This window comes from Streptomyces sp. SX-6, from assembly GCF_059089585.1.
In genome coordinates this window covers 255,018-277,447 of sequence record NZ_JBTHHU010000003.1, presented here as the reverse complement: position 1 = coordinate 277,447, position 22,430 = coordinate 255,018, and the positions used below count along the sequence as shown (strand labels likewise).

The following is a 22,430-nucleotide window of genomic DNA, read 5'->3' as shown; positions in this document are numbered from 1 at the left end:
GCATCTCCCCTTCCGACACAGCCCAGTTGGCCGGACCGCTCACCTCCTGCGCACGCAACCTCGCCTGACAGCCCGCCCTCCCCCACGATGGAGAGTCCATGCACGCACGCAACACCCTCCGGAGGGCTCCATGGACATCCCACCGCCCATCCCCCTCGACCCGACCGCCGCCGATCTCCACGGCGAGATCCGCCGGCTGCGCGCGATCGGGCCGGTCGTGCGCGTCGCGCTCCCGGACGGCGTACCCGCCTGGATCGTCACGCAGCACCGGCTCCTCGAGGAGTTGCTCACCGATCCGCGCGTGGCCAAGGACCCCCGGCACTGGCCGGCGCTCTCCGACGGCACCGTCCCCGAGGCCTGGTCGCTCATCGAGTTCGTCACCAACGCGAGCATGATCACCGCCGACGGCGCGAACCACCTGCGGCTGCGCGCCCTGGTCGGCCAGGCGTTCACCCCCCGGCGGGTCAAGGCGATGCGGCCCCGCACGGAGGCGACCGTGCGGGAGCTCCTCGACGGGCTCGCGGAACAGTCGCCCGGCCCGGTCGACCTCCGTCTGCTCTTCGCCTATCCGCTCGCGATGCGGACGATAGGCGACCTGCTCGGCATACCCGCCCAGGACTACGACAACTTCCGTACCCTGTCGGCCAAACTGGCCGACAGCACCGCCGCACCGCAGGAGGTCATGGCCACCCGGCGCGGGATGTACGCACTGCTCGCCGCGCTCGTCGCGGACAAGCGCGAGCACCCCGGCGAGGACATCACCACCGGACTCATCGCGGCCCGCGAGGACGGCGCCCGTGAGAACGGCGACCGGCTGTCCGAGGACGAACTCGTCGGTACCCTCCTGCTCCTGCTCGGCGCCGGGCACGAGACCACGCTGGATCTCGTCACCAACGCCGTCCGCGCCCTGCTCGCGAACCCCGGGCAGCTCGCCCTCGTCACCTCGGGCCGCCTGCCCTGGTCGACCGTGATCGAGGAGACGCTGCGCTGGGACTCCCCCGTGGCGTACTTCCCCATGCGGTACGCCACCGACGACATTCCGCTGGCCGGTACGGTCATCCCGCGAGGGGAGGCGATCCTCGCCGCGTATGCGGCGGTGGGGCGCGACCCCGAGCATCACGGGCCCGCCGCCGAGGAGTTCGACATCGCGCGTCCCGCCGTACGGCACCTGTCGTTCGGCCACGGGCCGCACTACTGCATCGGGGCCGCGCTCGCCCGGCAGGAGGCGGAGGTCGCACTGCCCGCCCTGTTCGAGCGCTTCCCACGGCTCGCGCCCGCGGCGCGGGAGGAGGAGCTGACGCCCCTGCCGTCGATCGTCAGCAACAGCACGGAATCACTGCCGGTCACGCTGGGAATCGACTGGGAATCGAAGTGAACAGGTAGCAGTCGCCCGCGCGCCGCCACTACGGTGGGTGATTCGGTCACGGCCGTACGCACACGCAGCGCGCACGCACGCACTCGGGGGAGGCAGACGTGGAAGAGCACTTGACCGCCGATGTCACAGAGACGGACTGTCTCGTCGACCTGTCCAGCGTGGTGCGGGACACCACCATCGGGCCGCAGGGAGTGCGCCGTTCGCTGCGCCGGCTGAAGCTGGTGATCGACGCGCTCGTCCGCGCCACCGGCGACGCGGGGGTCAGGATCTACTGCGTCGCCGACCGCAATCTCGCCCGTCCCACCGCGGCGTTCGCCGACCGGAACGAGGCGGAGCGGCTGCGCGCCTGGTGGCAGCAGGATCTGATCGAGTACTTCCCGGACGCCGACCCGCGCGTCCTCGAACTCGCGCGTGAGACCGGGCTCCCGGTGGTCTCGCGGGACGACTTCGACGCGTTCCGCCACACCCACCCGTGGGCCCCGCACCACACCACCCGCTTCCTCGCCCCGCGGGCGACCGCGGCCGGAGCGGTGGAGATCGCCGCACGCGACCCGGTCTTCGCGGCAGCAGCGCCGCCGAGCCGGCTGAGCGGGTCCAACAAGCCGGTGCTGAGCCGCAATTGGCGCTGCCCGGAGCCGGGCTGTGACCGCTATGACGCCACGCGGGACGGCACGGTGCGCATGCCCAGGCTCCGCGGCGGCGGCCGGCCGACCTGCCAGGAGCACCGCCGCCTCCTCGTCGACGACGGCCCGCGCACCGTCACCGCGCAGCTGAAGCTGCTCGTGGACGGCCGTCCGAAGGCCCTGCGCTTCCTGCTCGAGGACGGCGCCACCGCCGTCATCGGCCGCGACCCCGGCGACGGGCCCGCGGGCATCGCCCTGCACCGCCGGATACCCGAGCGGCTCCAGGCCGGGCTCAGCCGCCGCCACCTGGAAGTACGGCTCGCGGACGGCCAGGTGTCCGTGCGCGACATCAGCGACGCCGGCAGTCGCATCCGCCGCCACGAGCCCGACGGGCGGGTGGGCGCGTGGCGGCATCTGCGGCAGGGCAAGTGGCGCGACTTCCGGGCGGACGACGAGATCGAGCTCGTCACCGGGGTGCGCCTCGGCCGCGGCGGACGGCGCTTCCCGCAGGAGACGGCCGCCGCGTGGCAGCGGGACGCCCGGCGCCGCACAACGCTGATGACCTGAGCCCGGGTTGATGCCCGCCTCCTCGCCCTCGGCGGCCGACCTGTTCCCCCGTCAGTAGAGTTGACGGGTCACCGCTGGTCATGGAGCCAGTGCAGCACGCGGTTCCGGGACGCCACGGTCTCGGGGGGAGGGCATGAATCCGCCATGACTCGTCGCTCCAACGGACTGATCGGCATCTGGGCCGAGGCACAGCGGCAGCAGCACCGGCAACAGGAGCTGCGGCAGCGGGCCGAGCTGCAGCAGCAGCGCGAGCAGGAGCGGCAGCAGCGGGCGTACGACCGCGAGGTGGCACGGCTCGACCGTGAGCAGAAGGCCGCGTACCGGCAGGCGCGCGAGGCCGAGGCCCGGCGGCGGACGGAGGAGCTCGACGCCCGGGTGGCGGTGCTGGAGGGACTGCTGAGAGCCGGGTGCCGGGCGGCCGCGTTCACCACGGCGCGGCTGGCGCAGTCGGAGGTGCTGGAGCCGTTCGGCCCGGGGCACCTGGGGCAGCCGGTGCCGATGCCGGACCCGGGCGCGTACCGCTTCGGGCAGCGGTCGCAGTACGAGCAGGACCTCCGGGCGGCGCAGGCCGCCGAGGCGCAGCGGCTGACGCAACTGGAGGCGTACCGGCGGCAGTACGACCAGTGGGCGGCCGCCCGCCTCGCGCAGGTCCGGCAGCACAACGCGGGCATCGGCGAGATGGTGGCGGCGCTGCGCGAGGGCGACCCGGACGCGGTGGTGGAGTACTTCTCGGCGGCGCTGTACGCGTCCACGGTGTGGCCGGAGGACTTCCCGCACCAGCTGAGCGCGGCCTACGACCCGGGGGCGAAGCAGCTGGTGCTGGACTGGGAGCTGCCGGGCTTCGAGATCGTGCCGGAGGCCAGGGCCGTGCGGTACATGCCGGCCGTGGACCAGGAGAAGGAGACGGCCCGCCCGCTCACCCAGCGCCGGTCGGTCTACCGCGACGTGCTGGCGCAGTGCGTGCTGCTGGCGGTGCGGGAGCTGTTCGCCGCGGACGAGTTCGGGGCGCTGGTGTCGGTGGTGCTGAACGGTTTCGTGGACGACCGCGATCCGGCGACAGGCCGCCGGGCCCGGCTCGTCCTCGCGACGGTCACGGCGGACCGCGGGGCGTTCGGGGCGCTGCACCTGGAGGAGGTGAGCGCGCCGGACTGTCTGGTCGACGGGCTGGGCGGGCAGCTGTCGGCGCGTCCCGACCAGAGGACGGCGGTGCGCCCGGGGCGGGTGCCGGAGGAGGTCGGGCGGGGCGTGGTCTCGCACGGCGCCGGGGACGACGAGGACCCGGATCTGTTCACGATGGACCCGATCGCGTTCGAGGCACTGGTCGCGGAGCTGTTCCGGGCCCGCGGCATGCAGGCCGTGATGACGACCCGCTCGAACGACGGCGGCGTGGACGTCGAGGCGCTGGACCCGGACCCGATCAGCGGCGGCCGGATCATCGTGCAGGTGAAGCGGTACCGCAAGACGGTGCCGCCGACCGCCGTGCGCGATCTCTTCGGCACGGTGCAGGGCGCCGGGGCGAACAAGGGCGTGCTGGTGACGACCTCGGGGTTCGGCCCGGGCTCGTACGCGTTCGCCAACGGCAAGCCGCTGACCCTGGTGCCGGGCGAGGAACTGGTGGGGCTGCTGGCACAGCACGGGCTGCGGGGGCGGCTGGGCCCGGGCGCCGCGGCGCCGCGGAAGACGGCGGAGCCGGAGACCGGCGCCGATCACAGCGTGCTGGGCATGTCGTGGTCCGGCGGTGTGGCGCTGGACGTGTGCGCGCTGGTGTGTGCCGGGTCACGGGTGCTGAGCGACGACCACTTCGTCTTCTACAACAACCCGCGCACCCCCGACGGGACGGTACGGGCCGTGGAGCCGTCGGGCGGGGACAAGGCGGCGGTCCGGGTGGCCTTCGACGCGCTGCCGGCGGCCGCCGACCGGCTGGTGCTGGCCGCGGCGATCGACCCGGCGGTCAATCCGGAGGCCGATCTGTCGCTGTTCACAGACGCCCGGATCCGGCTCTCGGACGCCTCGGGGGCCGAGCAGGGACAGCTGGAGGTGTCGGACGGCCGCCCCGGCGAGACCGCGCTGGTCCTGGGCTCCTTCCGCAAGCGGGCCAACGGCGACTGGGACTTTGTGGTGGGAGGCAAGGGGTACCCGGGAGGCCTGGAGGCCCTGGTGCAGGAGTATGGAATAGAGGTGGCCTGAGGCGGTCCGAGTTATGCACATCGCCTCGGCTGTCCACAGGTCACCCATGCGGGTCAGCCGTTCCTCGTAGACTTTCGGAATGGCCGACCCCACCGAGAACGACCCCGCCGGGAACCCCGCCGAGCACAGCGACAGCGAGGCGCTGGGCGTCCTGCGGCGCGTCTTCGGTTACGACGCGTTCCGCGGCGAGCAGCAGGAGATCATCGAGCACGTCGTCGCGGGCGGCGATGCGCTCGTCCTGATGCCGACCGGTGGCGGCAAGTCGCTGTGCTACCAGATTCCGGCCCTGGTCAGACCGGGGGTCGGGGTGGTCGTGTCCCCGCTGATCGCCCTCATGCAGGACCAGGTGGACGCGCTGCGCGCACTCGGCGTGCGGGCGGGGTTCCTCAACTCGACGCAGGACTTCGACGAACGCCGCATGGTGGAGGCCGAGTTCCTCGCCGGTGAGCTGGACCTGCTCTATCTGGCGCCGGAGCGGCTGCGGCTGGAGTCGACGATGAGCCTGCTCGACCGGGGCAAGGTCTCGGTCTTCGCGATCGACGAGGCGCACTGCGTGGCGCAGTGGGGCCACGACTTCCGGCCCGACTACCTCGCCCTGTCCGCGCTGCACGAGCGCTGGCCGGACGTCCCGCGCATCGCGCTGACGGCGACGGCGACCGCGGCGACGCGCACCGAGATCGCCGGGCGGCTCCAGCTCACCGGGGCCCGGCACTTCGTGGCGAGCTTCGACCGCCCGAACATCCAGTACCGCATCGCGCCGAAGAACGACCCCCGCAAGCAGCTGCTGGAGCTGATCCACACCGAGCACCCGGGGGACGCGGGCGTCGTCTACTGCCTGTCGCGCAAGAGCGTCGAGGACACCGCGTCGTTCCTCGTGGACCACGGCGTCGAGGCCCTGCCGTACCACGCGGGGCTGGACGCGGGTGTGCGCGCCGCCAACCAGTCGCGCTTCCTGCGCGAGGACGGCGTGGTGATGGTGGCCACGATCGCGTTCGGCATGGGCATCGACAAGCCGGACGTCCGCTTCGTCGCCCACCTCGACCTGCCCAAGTCGGTCGAGGGCTACTACCAGGAGACCGGCCGCGCGGGCCGCGACGGGCAGCCGTCCACCGCATGGCTGGCGTACGGGCTGCAGGACGTCGTCCAGCAGCGCAAGATGATCGACGGCTCCGAGGGCGACGACGCGCACCGGCGCCGGCTGGCCACCCACCTCGAGGCGATGCTCGCGCTGTGCGAGACGGTCGAGTGCCGCCGGGTGCGGCTGCTGGCGTACTTCGGCCAGCAGGGCACCGCGTGCGGCAACTGCGACACCTGCCTGGCCCCGCCGGCCACCTGGGACGGCACGATCGCCGCCCAGAAGTTCCTGTCGGCGGTCTTCCGCCTGGCCCGTGAGCGGCGGCAGAAGTTCGGCGCGGGCCAGATCATCGACATCCTGCTGGGCAAGAAGACCGCCAAGGTCATCCAGCACGACCACGACACCCTGACGGTCTTCGGCATCGGCGCGGAGCTGAGCGTCGCCGAATGGCGTTCCGTGGTGCGGCAGTTGCTCGCCGAGGGGCTGCTCACCGTGGAGGGCGAGTACGGCACGCTGGTGCTCACCGACGCCAGCGCCGAGGTCCTCGGCAGACGGCGCGAGGTGCTGCTGCGCCGCGAGCCCGAGAAGCCGGCCCGCGCGGCGAGGAGCGGCGGTAGCGGCGGCTCGGCCAAGGGCGGCGGCAAGGCGGCTCCGGCGGACCTGCCCGAGGCGGCGGTGCCGGTGTTCCAAGAGCTGCGCGCCTGGCGCGCGGCCACCGCGAAGGAGCAGGGCGTCCCCGCGTATGTGATCTTCCACGACGCGACGCTGCGCGAGATCGCCACGGCCATGCCCGACTCCCTCGAGACCCTGGGCACGGTCGGCGGCGTGGGCGAGAACAAGCTGGCCAAGTACGGGCAGCAGATCCTGGACGCCCTCGCCGCGATCGGCGGCGGACTCAGCGGCGGACCGGAATCCGCGCCCCCATCTGATACTCCGTCAGCACAGGACCCAGTGGAATCCGCACCGGCAGAGGGAGTTCCGGCCCACTGACCCGCTCCTCGCGCGTCCCGACGAGGTGGGCGTAGACGACGACATTGCCGAGGTAGGCGTTGGCCTCCTGGGAGAAGCCGCCGCCGCAGGTGATCACCCTCAACTCCGGCCGCCCGGAGGCCCCGTACACCTTCCGCGAGGGGAAGTCCTTGCGGTCGTACACCTCGATCGCGTCGACGGTGAACACGGCGGCGCGGTCGTCGGTGCGCTGTATCTCTATGCCGCTGCCGCGCTTGAGCGCACCGAGGCTGTAGAAGACGGCGGGCCCGCTGGCCAGGTCGACGTGCCCGGCGACGACCGCGGTGCCGATCGCACCCGGCGCGGTACCGGCCGCGTACCAGCCCGCGAGGTCCTTGTCGTCCTCCGGCGGGCTCGCGAGACTGCCGTCGGGCTGCAGCCCGAGCCGCGTCATCGGGGCGTCGACCCGTATGTCGGGTATGCGGATCCGGGTGGGCTCGGCGGGCGGCAGCGCCCGGACCAGCGGATCGGGCCGGCGCGACGCGGCGGCACCGGCCGCGGGGAACGCCTCGGCCCGCGAGGGCTGCGGAGGCGCGGCAGGGGACCTGGACCCGTCGTCGACGAGCCAGGTACCGGTGAACAGGGCGGCGGCGACGAGCACGCCCACCGCGGCCCTGCGGGTTCCGGGCAACTGCGGCATCAGGGTCCTCCCGGCGTCCCCCGGCCTCGCGACCGGGGGACGGGGAGCGCGACCGGCCGGCTCGCGGTCAGACCCGGCCGCCACCGGAACGGCGGCGCAGGAACCAGAAGCCGCCGACCACCGCGGTGCCCAGGACCGCGGCACCGGCCGCGATCTCGGCCGTGCTCGAGTCGTCGTTCGTCCCACCGACGCCCGTCTTCATCCCGCCCTGGGGAGGACTGGCCGCCTTGGCTGGCATGGAGGGCATGGCCGCGGCCGGCGAACTCGCCGCGGGCGTACCGGTCGTGACCACCAGGTCCCCGGTGGCCTCCTTGCCGTTCTTCTTGCACCGGACGCCGATGCCGTACGTGCCGGACTTGGCCGACTCGGGCACCGTGAACCGGCCCACCGACATCTCCTTGCGGGCGCCGGACTTGAGCTCGAACGAGGCCGGGCCGCCGACGGCGCTGGCGTCACCGTTGCCCACGCCCTCCTTGCCGCAGGCGGAGGTGCTCACCGTGACCGTCCCACCGGGCTGCGCCGCACCGGGGTCGATCTCCAGCTTGTCGAAGTCCCCGGCGAAGGCGGGGGTGCAGGTGAGTCCGAAGGCGGCTATGGCCAGTGCAGCCCCGGTCAGCGCTCGTGCAGTACGCATGCTCGTTCCTCCGTGGCGCGCGGACGCGGCACACCGATGTGCCGCAGCAGGTGGGGGTTCCGCGCTCCTTCGAGCGAAACCGCCTTCCCGCCCCGCCGCACGCCACGCGGTGACGAACGGGTGACCTAAGGGGATGGCCTAACGCGCCAGATCGTCCGGGCAGCCCGTGCCGCGCGGCAGCTTGTACGGGGCGCCGATGCGGTACTTGCCGGGGTGCGGGGCGTGCAGCACCGTCCAGTCGTCCTCGGGCTGGTCGTCCTGCGGCTGTGTGACCTCCTTGGTCAGGCAGCCGTTCACATTGACCGGCGGCTCGCCGTCCGGCCCGGCCTTCGGCGGTGCCACCGGCTTGCCCGACTCGTCGAGCAGCCCCAGCCACGGGGTGTACGGGATCCGGATCAGCACCGGGCCCGTCGACTTCACGTCGATCGTCAGCTCGTCCGCGTCCGCGCGCAGCACCACGGCCGGGGGCGCGGCCAGCTGGGTGGGGTCCTTCACCGCGTACAGCCGCCAGTTGGCGTCCGACCAGATCTCGCGCAGATACGGCACGCCGGCGGCGACCAGCTTGCCCTCCTGGACGGCGGCGTGGTCCGACTCCCCCTTGGGCAGCACGACGTAGTGCACCGCCCAGCGGCTCAGCCAGGCCCGGTAGCTGTCCGGGGTGAGCAGGCCGTCCTGGTAGAAGAGCGGGTTCCGCTTGAGGTCGGCCTGCCGGTTCCAGCCGCGGGCCAGGTTGACGTACGGCGCCAGCGCCGACGCCTCGCGATGGCTGCGCGCCGGAACGACCTCGACCCGGCCGCGCCGGGCGTCCACCCGCTGCAGCTGGTCGACCAGCGGCGCCAGCTCACGCGCCCAGGAGGCGGCGGGGGTGGTGTGAATGATGTCGCTGACCGAGTTGACCAGCTGCCATGTCGTGATGGTCACCAACGCCAGCACCGTCGCGGTCCAGACCCGGCCCTTGCGCAGCAGCTCCGCACGCGGCGGAACCTTCATCTCCGTCAGCGCGGCGACCAGCACCACACCGCCGAAGACCATGCCGAGCCGCGAGATGTTCGTCCCGATCTCCGAGGGGATGAGCCAGACCAGCAGCACCCCCAGCACGTACAGGCCCGACACCATCCGCACCGTGCGCCACGACCGGGGCGTGAACAGGAACCCGAAGACGCCGCTCAGCAGCGGCAGTATCGCCGAGAGGAACCCCATCGGCTGCTGCCCGGAGAACGGGAACAGCCATGCCGAGACCCCCACCACCGCGACCGGGGTGAGCCCCAGCGCGTACGACGCCATCCGGCGCCGGCCCAGCCACAGGGCCGCCGCCACGATGCCCACGAACAGCCCGGCCACCGGGCTCGACGCCGTCGCCAGGCCGGCCATCACGGCCGCCAGCACCGCCCGGGACCAGCGCCACCTGCCCTCGGCCCGCCACTGCGAGGGCCAGGCGAAGATCACGGCCACCGCCGCCAGCCCGAACATCGAGCCGAGCCCGAACGTCACCCGGCCCGAGAGCGCGTTGCACGTCAGCGCGAACGCCCCGTAGAGCGCGGGCCACAGGGGCCGGCCGACCACGCGGCTGCGCTGAAGGATCAGGGCGATCAGCCCGGCGGAGACGGTGCCCGCGACCATCATCGTGGTGCGCACACCGAACTCGGCCATGAGATACGGCGAGATCACGCTGTACGAGACCGGGTGCATGCCCCCGTACCAGGCGAGGTTGTACGCCGAGTCCGGGTGCTGGAGCGCGAACTCCGCCCAGGCGTCCTGCGCCGCGAGGTCACCGCCGCTGTTGGCGAACACGAGCACCCACAGCACATGCAGCACGGCGGCCACGGCAACGGTCACCGGCACAGGCCCGCGAAGCGCCTTTCGGGCCCACGGTCCCCAGCGGTGTGGCACCCGCGCGGCAGTCACTCGCCGTTCTTCCGGTTTCCCGGCCCGTGTCGGCCCCACGGTGGTCACTGGCTCTCCCCGTCTTCCCCCGAGGTCTCCCCCATCTTCACGCATTGGGCGTGTCAAAACCCTGCGACGCTAACACGAGGCCGGTGCGGGCCCCGGCCACGAAACGGACAAGGAAACGGCTCCCGGCCCGTACGAATGGCACGGGCCGGGAGCCGGAGCCTCAGCCCAGACGCGTCAGCTTCGAACCGAAGCCCGGCTCGGCGAGATCCTTCTGCAGCGCCACCGGCACCGTGACCGCGTCCGGGCCGGTGCCGACGGTGAGCTCGCCGACAGCCGTACCGGCCTTGGCCGAGTGCGGCAGTTCCTTGCCCTTGGGCTTGTGCAGCTTGAGCTTGGCCTTCATGCCGCCCCAGCCGAAGGCCTTGACCTCCTTGGTGGCCACCACCGGGGTCTTGCCTCCGAGCTGGTCGTCGACGAAGCCGACGACCTGGCCCTTCTTGATCACGGTGGCCTGCTCCAGGGCGTTCTGCACCGCCTGCATCTGCTCGAAGCTGGTCTGGGTGGCCCACTTCATGCTGAGCAGGGCCTGGGGGTCGTCGCGCTTCAGCTGCTCGGGGGTCCAGCCCTTGTACCGCTGGTTCATGGTGGTGCCGACGATCAGCACCTCCTGGTCACCGAACTTCTTGCGGGCCGCCCACATGAAGTTGCCCCAGGCGGACGTGGTCGAGCCGGTCTTGATGCCCAGCACACCCTGGGCCTTCAGCAGCAGGTCGGCGATGCTGCTGGGCTGGGCGGGAATGCCGCTGACCTCCGTCTGGGCCTTGGTGGTGACGGAGCGGATCACCGGGTCCTTGATCATCTTCTCGGCCAGCAGCACCTGGTCCGCGGCAGTGCTGACGGTGGACGACTCCAGACCGCTGGGGTCGGTGTAGGTGGTGTGCTTCATGCCCAGTTCCTTGGCGGCGGCGTTCATCTTCTTGGCGAACTCCGCCTCCGATCCGGCATCCCAACGCGCCAGCCGGCGCGCGATGTTGTTGCCGGAGGGAATCAGCGTCATCTGGAGCATGTCGTACAGCGAGTACTTGTCCCCGACCTTGAGGCCGTCCACCCGGGACTCGTCCTTGCTGCCGCCCTCCTTCACGGTCTGGGCGTCGATCTCGATCATCCCGCCCTTCTCGGGACCGTTCGGCTTCATCTTGAGCGGATGATCCTTGAGCACCACATAGGCCGTCATCGCCTTGGCCATGCTGCCCGTGGGCAGCGGCTTCTGCTCGCCGTAGGTGCCCAGGCTGCCGACGCCGATCACCTTGGCGGCGGACTGGCCCTGGTCGGGCCACTTCATGCCGAACTTGTCGCCGCCGAAGGTGAACTCGGCCGCCTTGTCCAGATCCAGCTTCGTCGCGGGCAGCGGCCGGAAGGCCTGCACCACGCAGAAGATGACGACCAGGAGCGCCGCTATCGGCGTCCAGACCTTGAAACGCCGCACGATGGTGCGCTTGGCCGTCTCCGGCGGCGGCGGGGTGTTCGTCAGCTGGGCCAGCAGATCGAGCGGAGCCTGCGGCTGCCCGTCCGGGCTCGCGGGCTGCGGCGTCTGCTGGGTGCGCTCCGGGCCGGCCGGCTCGGACACCGGCTTCTTCGCCGGGGCCGCGGGAGCGGGCGGCGCGACCTTGACCGGCACGGCGGGCGCCGTGGGCGCGGCAGGCTTCGCCGACTTCGCCGGCTTCTTCGGCGCGGTCTCGTCCGTCTTCAGCGGGACGAACTGGCTCTTCGGCTTCTCCGGCTCCGGCTCCGGCTCGGGCTTCACCACCGGCGCCTTGATCAGCTGCGTGGGCTGGTCGGCACCGGCGGACTTCACCTCCGGCTTGGCGAAGACGGCGGTGGGCTGGTCAGCGCCCCCGGCGGCCTTCTTCTCCGCCTTCTCCGCCTTGTCGGCCTTCTCCGCCTTGTCGGCGGCCTTCGGCGCCACCGAGGGGATCACCGCGGTCGGCTGGTCGACGGACGCGGGCTTCTTGTCCTCGTCCTTCTCGCCCTCGCTCTCGCCCTCGGCGGGAGCCTCGTCCTCCGTGCTGGCCACCCACGCCGCGACGGCGGCCTTCAGCCGGGCGTCACCACCGGCGGGCACACCCGCCGGCTTCGCCGGCTTTGCATCCGCATCGGTCTTCTTGCCCTCCGGGCGGACCTCACCCGGCTCCTCGGCCGCGGCCGAGTGCTCGGCCGGAGCCTCCTCCGCATCGGCGCCCTTGGCGCCCTTGGCGTCATCGGCGGGCTTCGCGGAGCGGTCCCGCTCCGTGAGCACCCCGATCCTCGGGTCACGCTCGGCGCCAGCCGCCTCCCCCGACGACTTCCGCTGCTCCGACATGTCGGGGGACTCGCCCGCCACCGATGCCTCCTCGATTCCCACGCCATACGCCGGTACGGGGCGCCATGCGCCCCGCTGCCCGGACGTTCTCAACGTCTACCAGTGTCCTCTGCCGTCGTCCCGCCAGCGCGCGACCGTACGGTAAGAGGCTTTGCCTGGCTTCACCCATGTGCAAGACGATGCGACATACCTACCGGTTCCCACACGAAGCCACCACGCACTCTCGACAGACCAATGTGAGAGGGGTCACCCTGTCACTCATCCACGCGGGGAGGCATGGATGGGCAGGAGCCGCAGAACAATTCCGGAGGAGCTTCTGCTGCTCGCCCTGGACCCGGCCACGGGTACCACGGCGCAGCCGCAGTCGCTCGACCTCGGTCTCGCCGGAGCGCAGCTAGTAGAGCTCGCTCTGGCCGGACGGATAGCCCCTGACGGGGATCGTATCGCCGTGGTGATGCCACGGCCCACAGGAGATCCGACCCTGGACAGCGCGCTCGAGCTGCTGCGCCGCCGCGGCAGCCCGGTTCGCGCCGTGCACTGGATCGGCGGGCCCCGGCTGGGGCTGCGCCAGACCTACCTCACACACCTGGAGCGCTGCGGCATGGTGCATGCCGTGGCGGGTCAGATGTGCGGGGTGCTGCCGACGACCCGGTACCAGGCGACGGACACGGCCATCAGCCGGGAGATCAGGGCCCGGCTCGACAGCGCGATCCGCACCGGAGTACCGCCGGACCCGCGGACCGCGGCACTCGCCGCCCTGGCCCACGCGGTCGGGCTCGGCAAGCACCTCTACCCCGGCAACGAGGGGCGCTCGTCACGGTCCCGGCTGCGGGACCTGATCCGGCACGACCCGATGGGCGGACTCGTGGCGCACGCCGTGCTCGACGTGCAGAACGGTGCCGCCGCCCAGCCCCGGCGTGCCGCTGCGGTGCCGAGTAGCCAAGGCAGCAGCGGTTCCAACCGCCGGACGACAGCCGTCCGCAGCGCGGTTGCATCTGCCGAAACCGTTCCTCAGCCGGCGTCGCACCGCGGGGGTGTGATGGCCCGCGCCGGCGCCTCGTGACGCAGGGCCGCCGCCGGTGACCGGCCCGGGCGATGCGCGGAGCATCCGCGCCGCCCGGGCCTGCGGGCTGCCGTGCGGAAGTTGGCGCTCCGGCCGCACAACTCCGTTGACGGTGACGGCGGCAGGACTCTCTGTACGCATTTTCCAGCGCATTTTCCAGCGCCGCCCCGGCTGGTGGTGGCAGGCTGCGGAGCAGGAGACAGCAGCATGACGGAGCCGGAGGTGCGTCCCGTGGCGTCCAGTGTCAACCCCACCGTAAGGCGGCGCCGATTGGGCCAGGAGCTGCGCAAGCTCCGTGAGCTCAAAGGCATGACCGCCGAGGAGGTCGCGGAGCGGCTACTGGTGTCCCAGTCGAAGATCAGTCGGCTGGAGAACGGCCGCCGCAGCATCAGCCAGCGCGACGTGCGCGATCTGTGCGGAGTGTACGGCGTCGAGGACCACCGCATCGTCGACTCCCTGATGCAGATGGCCAAGGAGTCGCGCCAGCAGGGCTGGTGGCACGCCTTCGGCGACATCCCGTACAGCGTCTACATCGGCCTCGAGACCGACGCCGCGTCCCTGCGGATCTACGAGGCGTCGCTCGTGCCCGGCCTGCTCCAGACGCCGGGCTATGCCAGCGCCGTCACCGAGGGCTCGTGGCCGGAGGCCACGACAGCGGATGTCGAGCGGCGCGTCCAGGTACGGATGCGGCGCCAGGAGAGGATCACCGACCCGGACAACCCGCTGCGCCTGTGGGCGGTCATCGACGAGTCCGCGCTGCGCAGGGTCGTCGGGAACCGGGCCGTCATGTGCGAACAGATCGAGCACATCGTGGAGTTCAGCCTCCAGCCGCACATCACCGTGCAGATCCTGCCCTATGACGTGGGCGCGCATCCCGGCATGTACGGCAAGTTCTGCATCCTCGAATTCCAGGATCCGCAGGATGCGAGCACGGTCTATCTGGAGGGCATCACCAGTGACCTGTATCTGGAGAAGCCCCACGATGTGCAGGCGTACAGCGTGATGTACGAGCATTTGCGAATGCAGGCCCTCAATGCCGAGCAATCACGGCAGTTCATGCTGAGTGTCGCCGAGGAGTACCGCTCCTGAGCGAGGCGGAACGGTACACCTGTTGCCGCTCTTCATGGAAGAGCGTTCCGAATTCGCCATCCGGTCGAGTGAACGGCCAGTTCATCAGGTGATGTTGGCGCGTACCGTCGGTCTCACTTCCTGAAGGCAGTAACTCACATACATCGGAGCAACCATGGCGATTCAGCTGGGCAAGTCCGCGTGGCGCAAGTCCTCTTACTCCCTCGCACACGGCGACTGCGTGGAGGTCGCGTCTCCCGCCCCGGGGAGTGTCGCGGTCCGCGACTCCAAGGAACTGCGGCGGCCGGCCCTCGCGTTCGCGCCGAAGGCCTGGACGTCGTTCGTGGTGACCGTCACCGACGGCGGCCGCGACCTTTGATCCCTTCTTTGGCATAGCAGGACAACTGCCCGCCGACGCACCTCCCGCCCAGGGCCCCCTCGCCGCCTCCCCCATTCCCGGCCGAGGGGGCCCTGTCACGCGTGTCGGCGGACCCGTCAGGAGCGCGGGCCTGTCAGGAACGGGGGTAGCGGGCGAGCCAGGCGGCCGACGAGCCGTCCGGGCCGTGCAGGGACGGGCCCTGGGCCAGTTCCATCGCGAAGTCGTCGGCGAGTTCGAGGACCGTCGCCCGTCCCTCCAGTTCGGCGAGCAGCCCCGCGGGCAGCGCGGTCTCCCCGTGCAGCGTGCCCAGCAGGTTGCCGCAGATGGAGCCGGTGGAGTCCGAGTCGCCGCCGTGATTGACGGCGAGCAGCAGCCCGTGCCGGACGTCCTCGGCGACGAGGGCGCAGTACAGGCCCATGGCCAGCGCCTCCTCCGCCACCCAGCCCTGGCCCAGCGATGCGACACGCTCGGGCGTCGGCAGGCCCTGGCGCACGGCGGCGAGCGCCTGCCGGAGTGCTTCGGTGGTCTCCTGATGGCCCGGGCGGGCCGCCAGCAGCGGGAGGGTCTCCCGCACCGCCTCCTCCAGGGACGCGCCGCGCGCGAGGCCGTGCACGATGACGGCGAACGCACCGGCCGCGAGCGCCCCGGTGGGGTGCCCATGGGTCTGTACGGCGCATTCCACGGCGAGTTGGAGGACCGTCTGCGGTTCCCAGGTCACCAGCAGCCCGAAGGGCGCGGAGCGCATGACCGCTCCGCAGCCCTTGGACTCCGGGTTCTTCGGGGCCTCCGGCGTACCCATGCGGGTGTCGGCCAGTCCGGACAGGCAGGCCTGGCCGGGTGCGCGCTGTGCGTACAGCCACTCCTGGCGGGCCAGCCAGCCGGCGTCGGGCTCGCGCTCGTCGGGTCCCCAGTCGCGCTGGGTCGCCGCCCAGCGGAGGTACGCGCGGTGGACGTCGGCCGCCGGCTGCCAGGTGCCGCTGTCGCGGCGCACCATGGCCCGTATCAGCCCCTCGACGGTGAAGAGCGTGAGCTGGGTGTCGTCGGTCACGGCACCGCGCCGGCCGTAGGCGCGTACGTAATCCCGTACGCCCTCCGGGCCGTGCGCGGTGCGGATCGCCTCGAGGGAGTCGAACTCGATGCCCGCGCCGAGCGCGTCACCGATCGCTCCGCCGAGCAGGCAGCCGCGTACGCGGCCACGGAATTCCTGTTGTTCGGCCCGGCCCCAGAGTGCGGTGCCCGCACCGGCGGTCGTGGTCACGGTTCCGGCCTCCCGGCTTCCGATTGCATTCGGCTCATGGACGGCTCAGCACTGTAATCGACCGGTCCTGATCGAGTCTCAGCGATCCTCAGGTCGGACCGTTTTGATGATCTCGTCCATCTGCTTTTCGGTCAGCGCGTTGGGGACGCCCTGGTCCGCGTAGAGGACCCAGCCGTGATACGTCCCGTCCGGCATCTTCTGGGCGATGCTCTTCACGATGGCGGTGGGGGGCACGCACGTGCTCGGGCGGTGGTTGACGGTCACCTTGGCCGTGGCGGTGTACCCCTCCAGACCGCGGTTCTTCCATGGCTTGGCCTCGCTCACCTCGACCTTGGGCTTGTCGGCGCCCAGCCCGCCATAGGCCATGACGCCCCAGTTGCCGGCCCAGTTGCGCGCGTTCTCCTGGATGGTGCCGTCCTTGCCACCGCCGGTGGTGCCGATGGTGGCGAGCTGGCCCTTGCCCGCCTCGCCGACCGTGTCGGGGTTGGGGTTCGAAGCGCAGCCGCCCTCACGGTAGTTGGCGGTGCCCTGCATCGCGACGACCGGCTTCCCCTTGTCGGTGTAGGAGAGCATCGTGTCCGTCTGCAGCACGTTCCAGTGCTCGCCCTTGCCGGGCACGTCGTAGCGGAAGTGGTGCTGCGTGCTGGTCTGTGTTTGCCAGTCCGCCCCCGGCGCGACGTACGGCAGGGGGCTCTGCGCGCCGGGCGACTTGGCCGGTGCGCTGGGCACGACGGTGCTCTGCGCGTTGTCCGCCTTCTTGTCGTCGCCGCCGCTGCCCTTGAGCGCGAAGAACGCTCCGCCGCCGATGACGGCCAGCGCGACGACACCGCCGACGACGGCGAGCATTGTCTTGTTCTTGCGCGCACCACCGCCACCGTCCGGAGCGGCCGGGGGCATGTAGCCGCCACCGGCCATCGGCCCGGGCGGAGGCGGAACCGACCCAGCCGGAGGCCCCGGCGGAACCGCCGGCTGGCCGATGACCGTGGGCTGGGCGTGCCCCGTGCCCTCGGGTCCCCACGTGGGCGGGGGACCGAAGCCGCCCTGCGGCGGCTGGTGGGGCTGGTGGTGCTGTGGGGGGTTCTGGGGCGAAGACATGCGGGAAACCTTATGCGTGATCTGTCGCCGTCCCATCGGGGCCCGGTGACAGATCCGCAACACGCGTCTCAGTCGTTGCCCAGCACCGGCAGCAGCTCCGGCAGATGCCCGTCCGAGCCGAGTGCGGCCTCCTGCCGCTCCTGCGGCACCTCCCCGTACAGCGTCGTCCGCGGCCGGGCCGGACGGCCCGCGGCATCCGCTATCGCGACGAGATCGCGGATCGAGCGGTACGAGCCGTAAGAGGAGCCCGCCATACGGGAGATGGTCTCCTCCATCAGCGTGCCGCCCAGGTCGTTCGCACCGGAGCGGAGCATCTCCGCCGCGCCCTCCGTACCCAGTTTCACCCAGCTCGTCTGGATGTTGGTGATATGCGGGTGGAGCAGCACACGCGCCATCGCCGTGACCGCCCGGTTGTCGCGCATCGTCGGCCCGGGCCGGGCGATCCCGGCGAGATAAACAGGAGCATTGGTGTGGATGAATGGAAGAGTGACGAACTCCGTGAAACCGCCCGTCTCCTTCTGAATCTCCGCAAGCTGCCTGAAGTGCCCCAGCCAGTGCCGCGGTTGGTCCACGTGGCCGTACATCATCGTCGACGACGAGCGGATGCCCAGCTCGTGCGCGGTCTTGATGACCTCGACCCACGTCGCCGTCGGCAGCTTGCCCTTGGTGAGCACCCAGCGGACCTCGTCGTCCAGGATCTCGGCGGCCGTGCCCGGGATGGAGTCGAGCCCGGCCTCCTTGGCCGCCGTGAGCCACTCCCGGATCGAAAGCCCGGTGCGGGTCGCGCCGTTGACGACCTCCATCGGCGAGAAGGCGTGCACGTGCATGCCCGGCACGCGCTCCTTCACCGCGCGCGCGATGTCGAAGTAGGCCGTGCCCGGCAGGTCGGGGTGGATGCCGCCCTGCATGCACACCTCCACCGCGCCGACGTCCCACGCCTGCTGCGCGCGGTCGGCGACCTGGTTCAGCGACAGGGTGAACGCGTCGGCGTCCGTACGCCGCTGCGCGAACGCGCAGAACCGGCAGCCGGTGTAGCAGACGTTCGTGAAGTTGATGTTCCGCGTGACGATGTAGGTGACATCGTCGCCGACTGCCGCCCGCCGCAGGTCGTCCGCGATCCCGCACAACGCGTCGAGCGCGGGGCCGTCGGCGTGCAGCAGGGCGAGCGCCTCGGAGTCCGTGAGCCGGGTCGGGTCGTCGGCGGCCTGCCCCAGCGCCTTCCGCACATCGCCGTCGATCCGCTCCGGCACCATGCCGGGCGCCGCGGCCTCGCGCAGCGCCTCCCAGTCGCCGTACACCTCGTCGAAGTCGTCGCGCCGGTCGGAGGTGCGGCCGTCGGTGTCGATCGAGCGGTGCAGATCCGTACGCCCCGTGGCCGTGAACACCTCCTCGGGCTCCTGCCAGGGGCGCCCCACGACCGCGGCGTCCTCCTTCGCCAGACCCGTCTCCGGGTCGGCGAGCGCCTGCACGTGCGGGAGCAGGCGCGGGTCGAGCCAGGGCTCGCCGCGCAGGATGAACTCCGGGTAGACACAGAGCCGTTCGCGCAGCTCGAAGCCCGCGGCGGCCGAGCGCGCGGCCAGCTCCTCGATCTGCGGCCAGGGGCGCTCGGGGTTGACGTGGTCGGGCGTGACGGGCGAGACGCCGCCCCAGTCGTCGATCCCGGCGCCGATGAGCCGCGTGTACTCGTCGTCCACCAGGTTCGGCGGCGCCTGGAGACAGGCGGAGGGGCCCATGATGTGCCGGGCGACGGCCACCGTGGCCACCAGCTCGTCCAGCTCCGCATCCGGCATGCCGCGCATCGCCGTGTCCGGCTTGGCGCGGAAGTTCTGCAGGATGAGCTCCTGGATGCCGTGGTACGCACGGGAGATGCGGCGCAGCGCGAACAGCGACTCCGCCCGCTCCTCGTACGTCTCCCCGATGCCGAGCAGCAGTCCGCTGGTGAGGGGGACGGAGCTGCGGCCCGCGTCCTCCAGGTGCCGCAGCCGGAGGGCGGGCTCCTTGTCGGGCGAGCCGTGGTGCGGGCCGCCGGGCTCGCTCCACAGGCGTGTGGCCGTGGTCTCCAGCATCAGGCCCATGGACGGGGAGACGGGCTTGAGCCGCTGGAAGTCCGTCCAGGACATGAGGCCCGGGTTGAGGTGGGGCAGCAGGCCGGTCTCCTCCAGGATGCGGATGGAGATGGCGCGGACGTACGCGATGGTGTCGTCGTACCCCTCGGCCTCCAGCCACTCCCGGGCCTCGGGCCAGCGGTCCTCCGGCTTGTCGCCGAGGGTGATCAGGGCTTCCTTGCAGCCGAGTTCGGCTCCGCGGCGGGCGATGGCAAGGACCTCGTCCGGGGACATGAACATCCCGTGGCCCGCACGGCGCAGCTTGCCGGGGACGGTGGCGAAGGTGCAGTAGTGGCACCGATCGCGGCAGAGACGGGTGAGCGGGATGAAGACGCTCTTGGAGTACGTGATGACGCCGGGCCGCCCGGCGGCCTCCAGGCCGGCATCCCGGACCCGGGCGGCGGACGCGCACAGGTCGGCGAGGTCGTCGCCGCGCGCCTGGAGCAGCACCGCCGCCTCGCCGACATCCAGCGCCACACCGTCGCGGGCCCGTTTGAGGGCACGACGCATGGAATTCGCCGTCGGGGCCGCCGATTCGGGTCGCTGCGCGCTCGAAGTCATTACCCGAGCATACGAGCGAGGACCGACAGTGAAACCAGGGGCATCCTGGACCTCACAAGAAGTCAGCCAGCGCATCCAGCGCCCGCAGCACCTCGGCCTCACCCTGCGACGGCAACCCCACGGCGATCTCCGAGATCCCGATCTCGGCGAAGTACGCGAGCTTGCCCTGGGAGGGGTGCACCGCGTACGGCACGACCTCCGGCTCCCCCTGCCGCCCCGCGTCCTTCCACGCCTGCCGCAGCTGCGGCAGCGCCTCCCGCACGCCGCTGCCCCCGACGGGCATCCAGCCGTCCGCGAACTCGGCGATGTGCGCGAACAGCGTGGGCCCGGCCGCCCCGCCGATCAGGGTGCGCGGGCCCGTCAGCGGCTCGGCGCCCTCGCGCCTGCGCGGCGGATACATCGGCTTGGGGTGCGCCCAGCTCTTCTGCACCGACCCGAACTCGCCGTCGTACGCCGTGGGTTCCTCGGCCCACAGCGCCCGCATCAGCGCCATCCGGTCGCGCACCAGCTGCCGCCGCGTGGCCCACTCCACGCCGTGGTCGGCGGCCTCCTCCACGTTCCAGCCGTAGCCGATGCCCAGTGTGAACCTGCCGCCGCTGAGCTGGTCCAGCGAGGCCACTTGCTTGGCCAGGACCACCGGGTCGTGCTGGGCGACGAGCGCGACCCCGGTGCCGACGGTGATCCGGTGCGTGACGGCCGCGGCCTGCGCGAGCGCGATGAACGGGTCGTACGCCCGGCCGTACTCCGTCGGCAGCGGGTCGCCCATCGGCGCCGGGGTCCTCCGGCTGACCGGGATGTGTGTGTGCTGGGGCAGGTAGAGCCCGGCGAAACCGCGCTGCTCGAGCTCGCGCGCGAGCCGCACCGGGCTGATCGTGTCTTCGGTGAGGAAGACCGTGGTCGCGATCCGCATGCGGGGCACCCTCCGTCCGTCGCGTGTGACCCACGGTATGCCCTGATGGGCTGTCGGAGCCCGGATGTCGAACAGCCGACACACAACAGTCAACATCCGTACCGTTCCCCTGGCCCCCTCCCGGGCGTACAACAAACCCATGGACCGACGACATGTCCTGAAACTCACGGCTGTCGCAGGGGCGGCGAGTGTGCTTACGCTCGAAGGCGTGACGTTCGCCCGTGCCGACGGTTCCGGCGACGCGACCCGCAAGGTCACCGGCAGGCTCCCCGCCGGTGCCCCCGACTACGTCTACCTCCCCGTGGAAGTGCCGCGCGGCGTGCGCGAGATCAGCGTCTCGTACACCTACGACAGACCGGCCGTGCCGGCGGGCACCCAGGGCAACGCCTGCGACATCGGCATCTTCGACGAGCGCGGCACCGCACTGGGCGGCGCCGGCTTCCGGGGCTGGTCGGGCGGCGCCCGCTCCGAGTTCTCGATCAGCGCCGAGCAGGCCACCCCCGGCTACCTCGCGGGCCCCGTCCGCCCCGGCACCTGGCACATCGTCCTCGGCCCGTACACGGTGGCCCCGCAGGGCCTGGCGTACGAGGTGACGGTCACCCTGCGCCACGGCCGCCAGGGCACCACGCCCCGCCCGGTCCACCCGCCCCAGCGGGCCCGCGGGCGAGGCAGATCCTGGTACCGCGGCGACAGCCACCTCCACAGCGTCTACTCCGACGGCAAGCGCACCCCCGCCGACATCGCCGCGGCGGCCCGCGCGGCCGGACTCGACTGGATCGTCACCACCGAGCACAACACCACCTCCTCGCACGGCGCCTGGCAGGGCCTGTGGGGAGACGACCTGCTGATCCTCACCGGCGAGGAGGTCACCACCCGCAACGGCCACGTCCTCGCCCTCGGCACCGACCCCGGCGTCTTCGTCGACTGGCGCTACCGCGCCCGCGACCACGTCTTCGCCCGCTTCGCCCGCGGCATCCACCGCGCGGGCGGTCTCGTCGTCCCCGCCCACCCGCACGCCACCTGCGTCGGCTGCAACTGGAAGTTCGGCTTCCACGAGGCCGACGCCGTCGAGGTCTGGAACGGCCCCTACACCCCCGACGACGAGATATCGATCTCGGAGTGGGACAACGCCCTCGTCGCGGCGGTACGCGGCGACCGCCGCTGGCTCCCCGCCATGGGCAACAGCGACGCCCACCGCGAACCCCAGGTCGTCGGCCTCCCGCAGACCGTCGCCCTCGCCGACGACCTCTCGCGCCCCGCCCTCCTCGACGCGATCCGCGCAGGCCGCAGTTGGATCGCCGAGTCGTCGAAGGTCGACCTGACCTTCTCGGTCACGGACGGGCATGGTGCTCATGCGGGCATCGGCGAACGCCTGCCCGTGGACCGGGACACGGAGGTCACCGTCCGCCTGACGGTCACCGGCGCGCCCGGCTGCTCGGCCTCCTTCATCACGGACCAGGGCACGCTCTTCACGGCCCCCGTGCCGCACGACGACGGCGGCCGGCTCGAGTGGCGTACGACGCCGTCGTACGCGGCGTACGTACGGGCGGAGGTCCGCCACCCGGGGACGCCGGACATGCCGGGCCCCATGGCGGCGATGACCAACCCGATCTTCCTAGGCCGGAGTTGA

Annotated in this window: 16 protein-coding genes; 8 read left to right on the top strand and 8 right to left on the bottom strand. The window is 71.8% G+C overall.

Features of this window, described 5'->3' with window-relative positions:
• The first annotated feature begins 130 nt into the window (after positions 1–130).
• From ACV530_RS05405 to recQ, 4 genes are all read left to right on the top strand, one after another.
• Positions 131–1,375, top strand: a complete 1,245-nt coding sequence (locus ACV530_RS05405; protein ID WP_494331065.1) for a cytochrome P450 family protein — start codon at positions 131–133, stop codon at positions 1,373–1,375.
• Between the two features lie 98 nt (positions 1,376–1,473).
• Complete coding sequence (locus ACV530_RS05400) at positions 1,474–2,565, top strand: FHA domain-containing protein (RefSeq protein WP_494331064.1); 1,092 nt, start codon at positions 1,474–1,476, stop codon at positions 2,563–2,565.
• Positions 2,566–2,709: 144 nt separating this feature from the next.
• A complete protein-coding gene (locus ACV530_RS05395; protein WP_494331063.1) occupies positions 2,710–4,752 on the top strand; it encodes a restriction endonuclease in 2,043 nt (680 codons plus the stop codon).
• 79 nt (positions 4,753–4,831) lie between these two features.
• A complete protein-coding gene (gene recQ / locus ACV530_RS05390; RefSeq protein ID WP_494331062.1) occupies positions 4,832–6,817 on the top strand; it encodes a DNA helicase RecQ in 1,986 nt (661 codons plus the stop codon).
• On the opposite strand, the gene ACV530_RS05385 is transcribed toward recQ, so the two are convergent.
• The 4 genes from ACV530_RS05385 to ACV530_RS05370 all read right to left on the bottom strand — a co-directional run bounded on the left by ACV530_RS05385 (position 6,723) and on the right by ACV530_RS05370 (position 12,382).
• Positions 6,723–7,475, bottom strand: a complete 753-nt coding sequence (locus tag ACV530_RS05385) for a class F sortase (protein WP_494331061.1) — start codon at positions 7,473–7,475, stop codon at positions 6,723–6,725. The genes recQ and ACV530_RS05385 overlap by 95 nt on opposite strands.
• 67 nt (positions 7,476–7,542) lie before the next feature.
• Entirely contained in the window at positions 7,543–8,109 is a 567-nt protein-coding gene (locus ACV530_RS05380) for a GVDTG sorting domain-containing protein (RefSeq protein ID WP_494331060.1), read from the bottom strand.
• A gap of 138 nt (positions 8,110–8,247) precedes the next feature.
• Entirely contained in the window at positions 8,248–10,107 is a 1,860-nt protein-coding gene (locus ACV530_RS05375) for a DUF8823 domain-containing protein (RefSeq protein ID WP_494331059.1), read from the bottom strand.
• A gap of 115 nt (positions 10,108–10,222) precedes the next feature.
• Positions 10,223–12,382: a D-alanyl-D-alanine carboxypeptidase family protein gene (locus ACV530_RS05370; RefSeq protein ID WP_494331058.1), complete on the bottom strand. Its 2,160-nt coding sequence runs from the start codon at positions 12,380–12,382 to the stop codon at positions 10,223–10,225.
• 259 nt (positions 12,383–12,641) lie between these two features.
• On the opposite strand from ACV530_RS05370, the gene ACV530_RS05365 reads away from it, so the two are divergent.
• From ACV530_RS05365 to ACV530_RS05355, 3 genes are all read left to right on the top strand, one after another.
• Complete coding sequence (locus ACV530_RS05365; protein WP_494331057.1) at positions 12,642–13,424, top strand: GOLPH3/VPS74 family protein; 783 nt, start codon at positions 12,642–12,644, stop codon at positions 13,422–13,424.
• Positions 13,425–13,655: 231 nt separating this feature from the next.
• A complete protein-coding gene (locus ACV530_RS05360) occupies positions 13,656–14,513 on the top strand; it encodes a helix-turn-helix domain-containing protein (protein ID WP_494331160.1) in 858 nt (285 codons plus the stop codon).
• Between the two features lie 154 nt (positions 14,514–14,667).
• Positions 14,668–14,871, top strand: coding sequence for a DUF397 domain-containing protein (locus ACV530_RS05355; protein ID WP_494331056.1), 204 nt, complete (start codon positions 14,668–14,670; stop codon positions 14,869–14,871).
• A 133-nt stretch (positions 14,872–15,004) separates the two neighbouring features.
• On the opposite strand, the gene ACV530_RS05350 is transcribed toward ACV530_RS05355, so the two are convergent.
• The 4 genes from ACV530_RS05350 to ACV530_RS05335 all read right to left on the bottom strand — a co-directional run bounded on the left by ACV530_RS05350 (position 15,005) and on the right by ACV530_RS05335 (position 20,800).
• Positions 15,005–16,129 (bottom strand): ADP-ribosylglycohydrolase family protein, encoded by a 1,125-nt coding sequence (locus ACV530_RS05350; RefSeq protein ID WP_494331055.1) that lies wholly within the window; start codon positions 16,127–16,129, stop codon positions 15,005–15,007.
• Between the two features lie 78 nt (positions 16,130–16,207).
• A complete protein-coding gene (locus ACV530_RS05345) occupies positions 16,208–17,224 on the bottom strand; it encodes a DUF8017 domain-containing protein (RefSeq protein ID WP_494331054.1) in 1,017 nt (338 codons plus the stop codon).
• A gap of 68 nt (positions 17,225–17,292) precedes the next feature.
• On the bottom strand, positions 17,293–19,890 hold the full coding sequence (locus ACV530_RS05340; protein WP_494331053.1) for a bifunctional FO biosynthesis protein CofGH: 2,598 nt from the start codon (positions 19,888–19,890) through the stop codon (positions 17,293–17,295).
• 52 nt (positions 19,891–19,942) lie between these two features.
• A complete protein-coding gene (locus tag ACV530_RS05335) occupies positions 19,943–20,800 on the bottom strand; it encodes a TIGR03619 family F420-dependent LLM class oxidoreductase (RefSeq protein ID WP_494331052.1) in 858 nt (285 codons plus the stop codon).
• A 139-nt stretch (positions 20,801–20,939) separates the two neighbouring features.
• Here ACV530_RS05335 and ACV530_RS05330 point away from each other — a divergent pair, with 139 nt between their 5' ends.
• Positions 20,940–22,430 carry a CehA/McbA family metallohydrolase gene (locus tag ACV530_RS05330; protein ID WP_494331051.1) on the top strand — a complete coding sequence of 497 codons (1,491 nt, stop codon included), beginning with the start codon at positions 20,940–20,942 and terminating at the stop codon, positions 22,428–22,430.

Bases quoted from the DNA above. Each gene is read 5' to 3' on its own strand.
- ACV530_RS05345 (WP_494331054.1), bottom strand. From the start codon at position 17,224: ATGTCTTCGCCCCAGAACCCCCCACAGCACCACCAGCCCCACCAGCCG.
- ACV530_RS05395 (WP_494331063.1), top strand. From the start codon at position 2,710: ATGACTCGTCGCTCCAACGGACTGATCGGCATCTGGGCCGAGGCACAG.
- ACV530_RS05385 (WP_494331061.1), bottom strand. From the start codon at position 7,475: ATGCCGCAGTTGCCCGGAACCCGCAGGGCCGCGGTGGGCGTGCTCGTC.
- ACV530_RS05380 (WP_494331060.1), bottom strand. From the start codon at position 8,109: ATGCGTACTGCACGAGCGCTGACCGGGGCTGCACTGGCCATAGCCGCC.
- ACV530_RS05340 (WP_494331053.1), bottom strand. From the start codon at position 19,890: ATGACTTCGAGCGCGCAGCGACCCGAATCGGCGGCCCCGACGGCGAAT.
- ACV530_RS05375 (WP_494331059.1), bottom strand. From the start codon at position 10,107: ATGCGTGAAGATGGGGGAGACCTCGGGGGAAGACGGGGAGAGCCAGTG.
- ACV530_RS05405 (WP_494331065.1), top strand. From the start codon at position 131: ATGGACATCCCACCGCCCATCCCCCTCGACCCGACCGCCGCCGATCTC.
- ACV530_RS05365 (WP_494331057.1), top strand. From the start codon at position 12,642: ATGGGCAGGAGCCGCAGAACAATTCCGGAGGAGCTTCTGCTGCTCGCC.
- ACV530_RS05330 (WP_494331051.1), top strand. From the start codon at position 20,940: ATGGACCGACGACATGTCCTGAAACTCACGGCTGTCGCAGGGGCGGCG.
- ACV530_RS05335 (WP_494331052.1), bottom strand. From the start codon at position 20,800: ATGCGGATCGCGACCACGGTCTTCCTCACCGAAGACACGATCAGCCCG.
- ACV530_RS05355 (WP_494331056.1), top strand. From the start codon at position 14,668: ATGGCGATTCAGCTGGGCAAGTCCGCGTGGCGCAAGTCCTCTTACTCC.
- recQ (WP_494331062.1), top strand. From the start codon at position 4,832: ATGGCCGACCCCACCGAGAACGACCCCGCCGGGAACCCCGCCGAGCAC.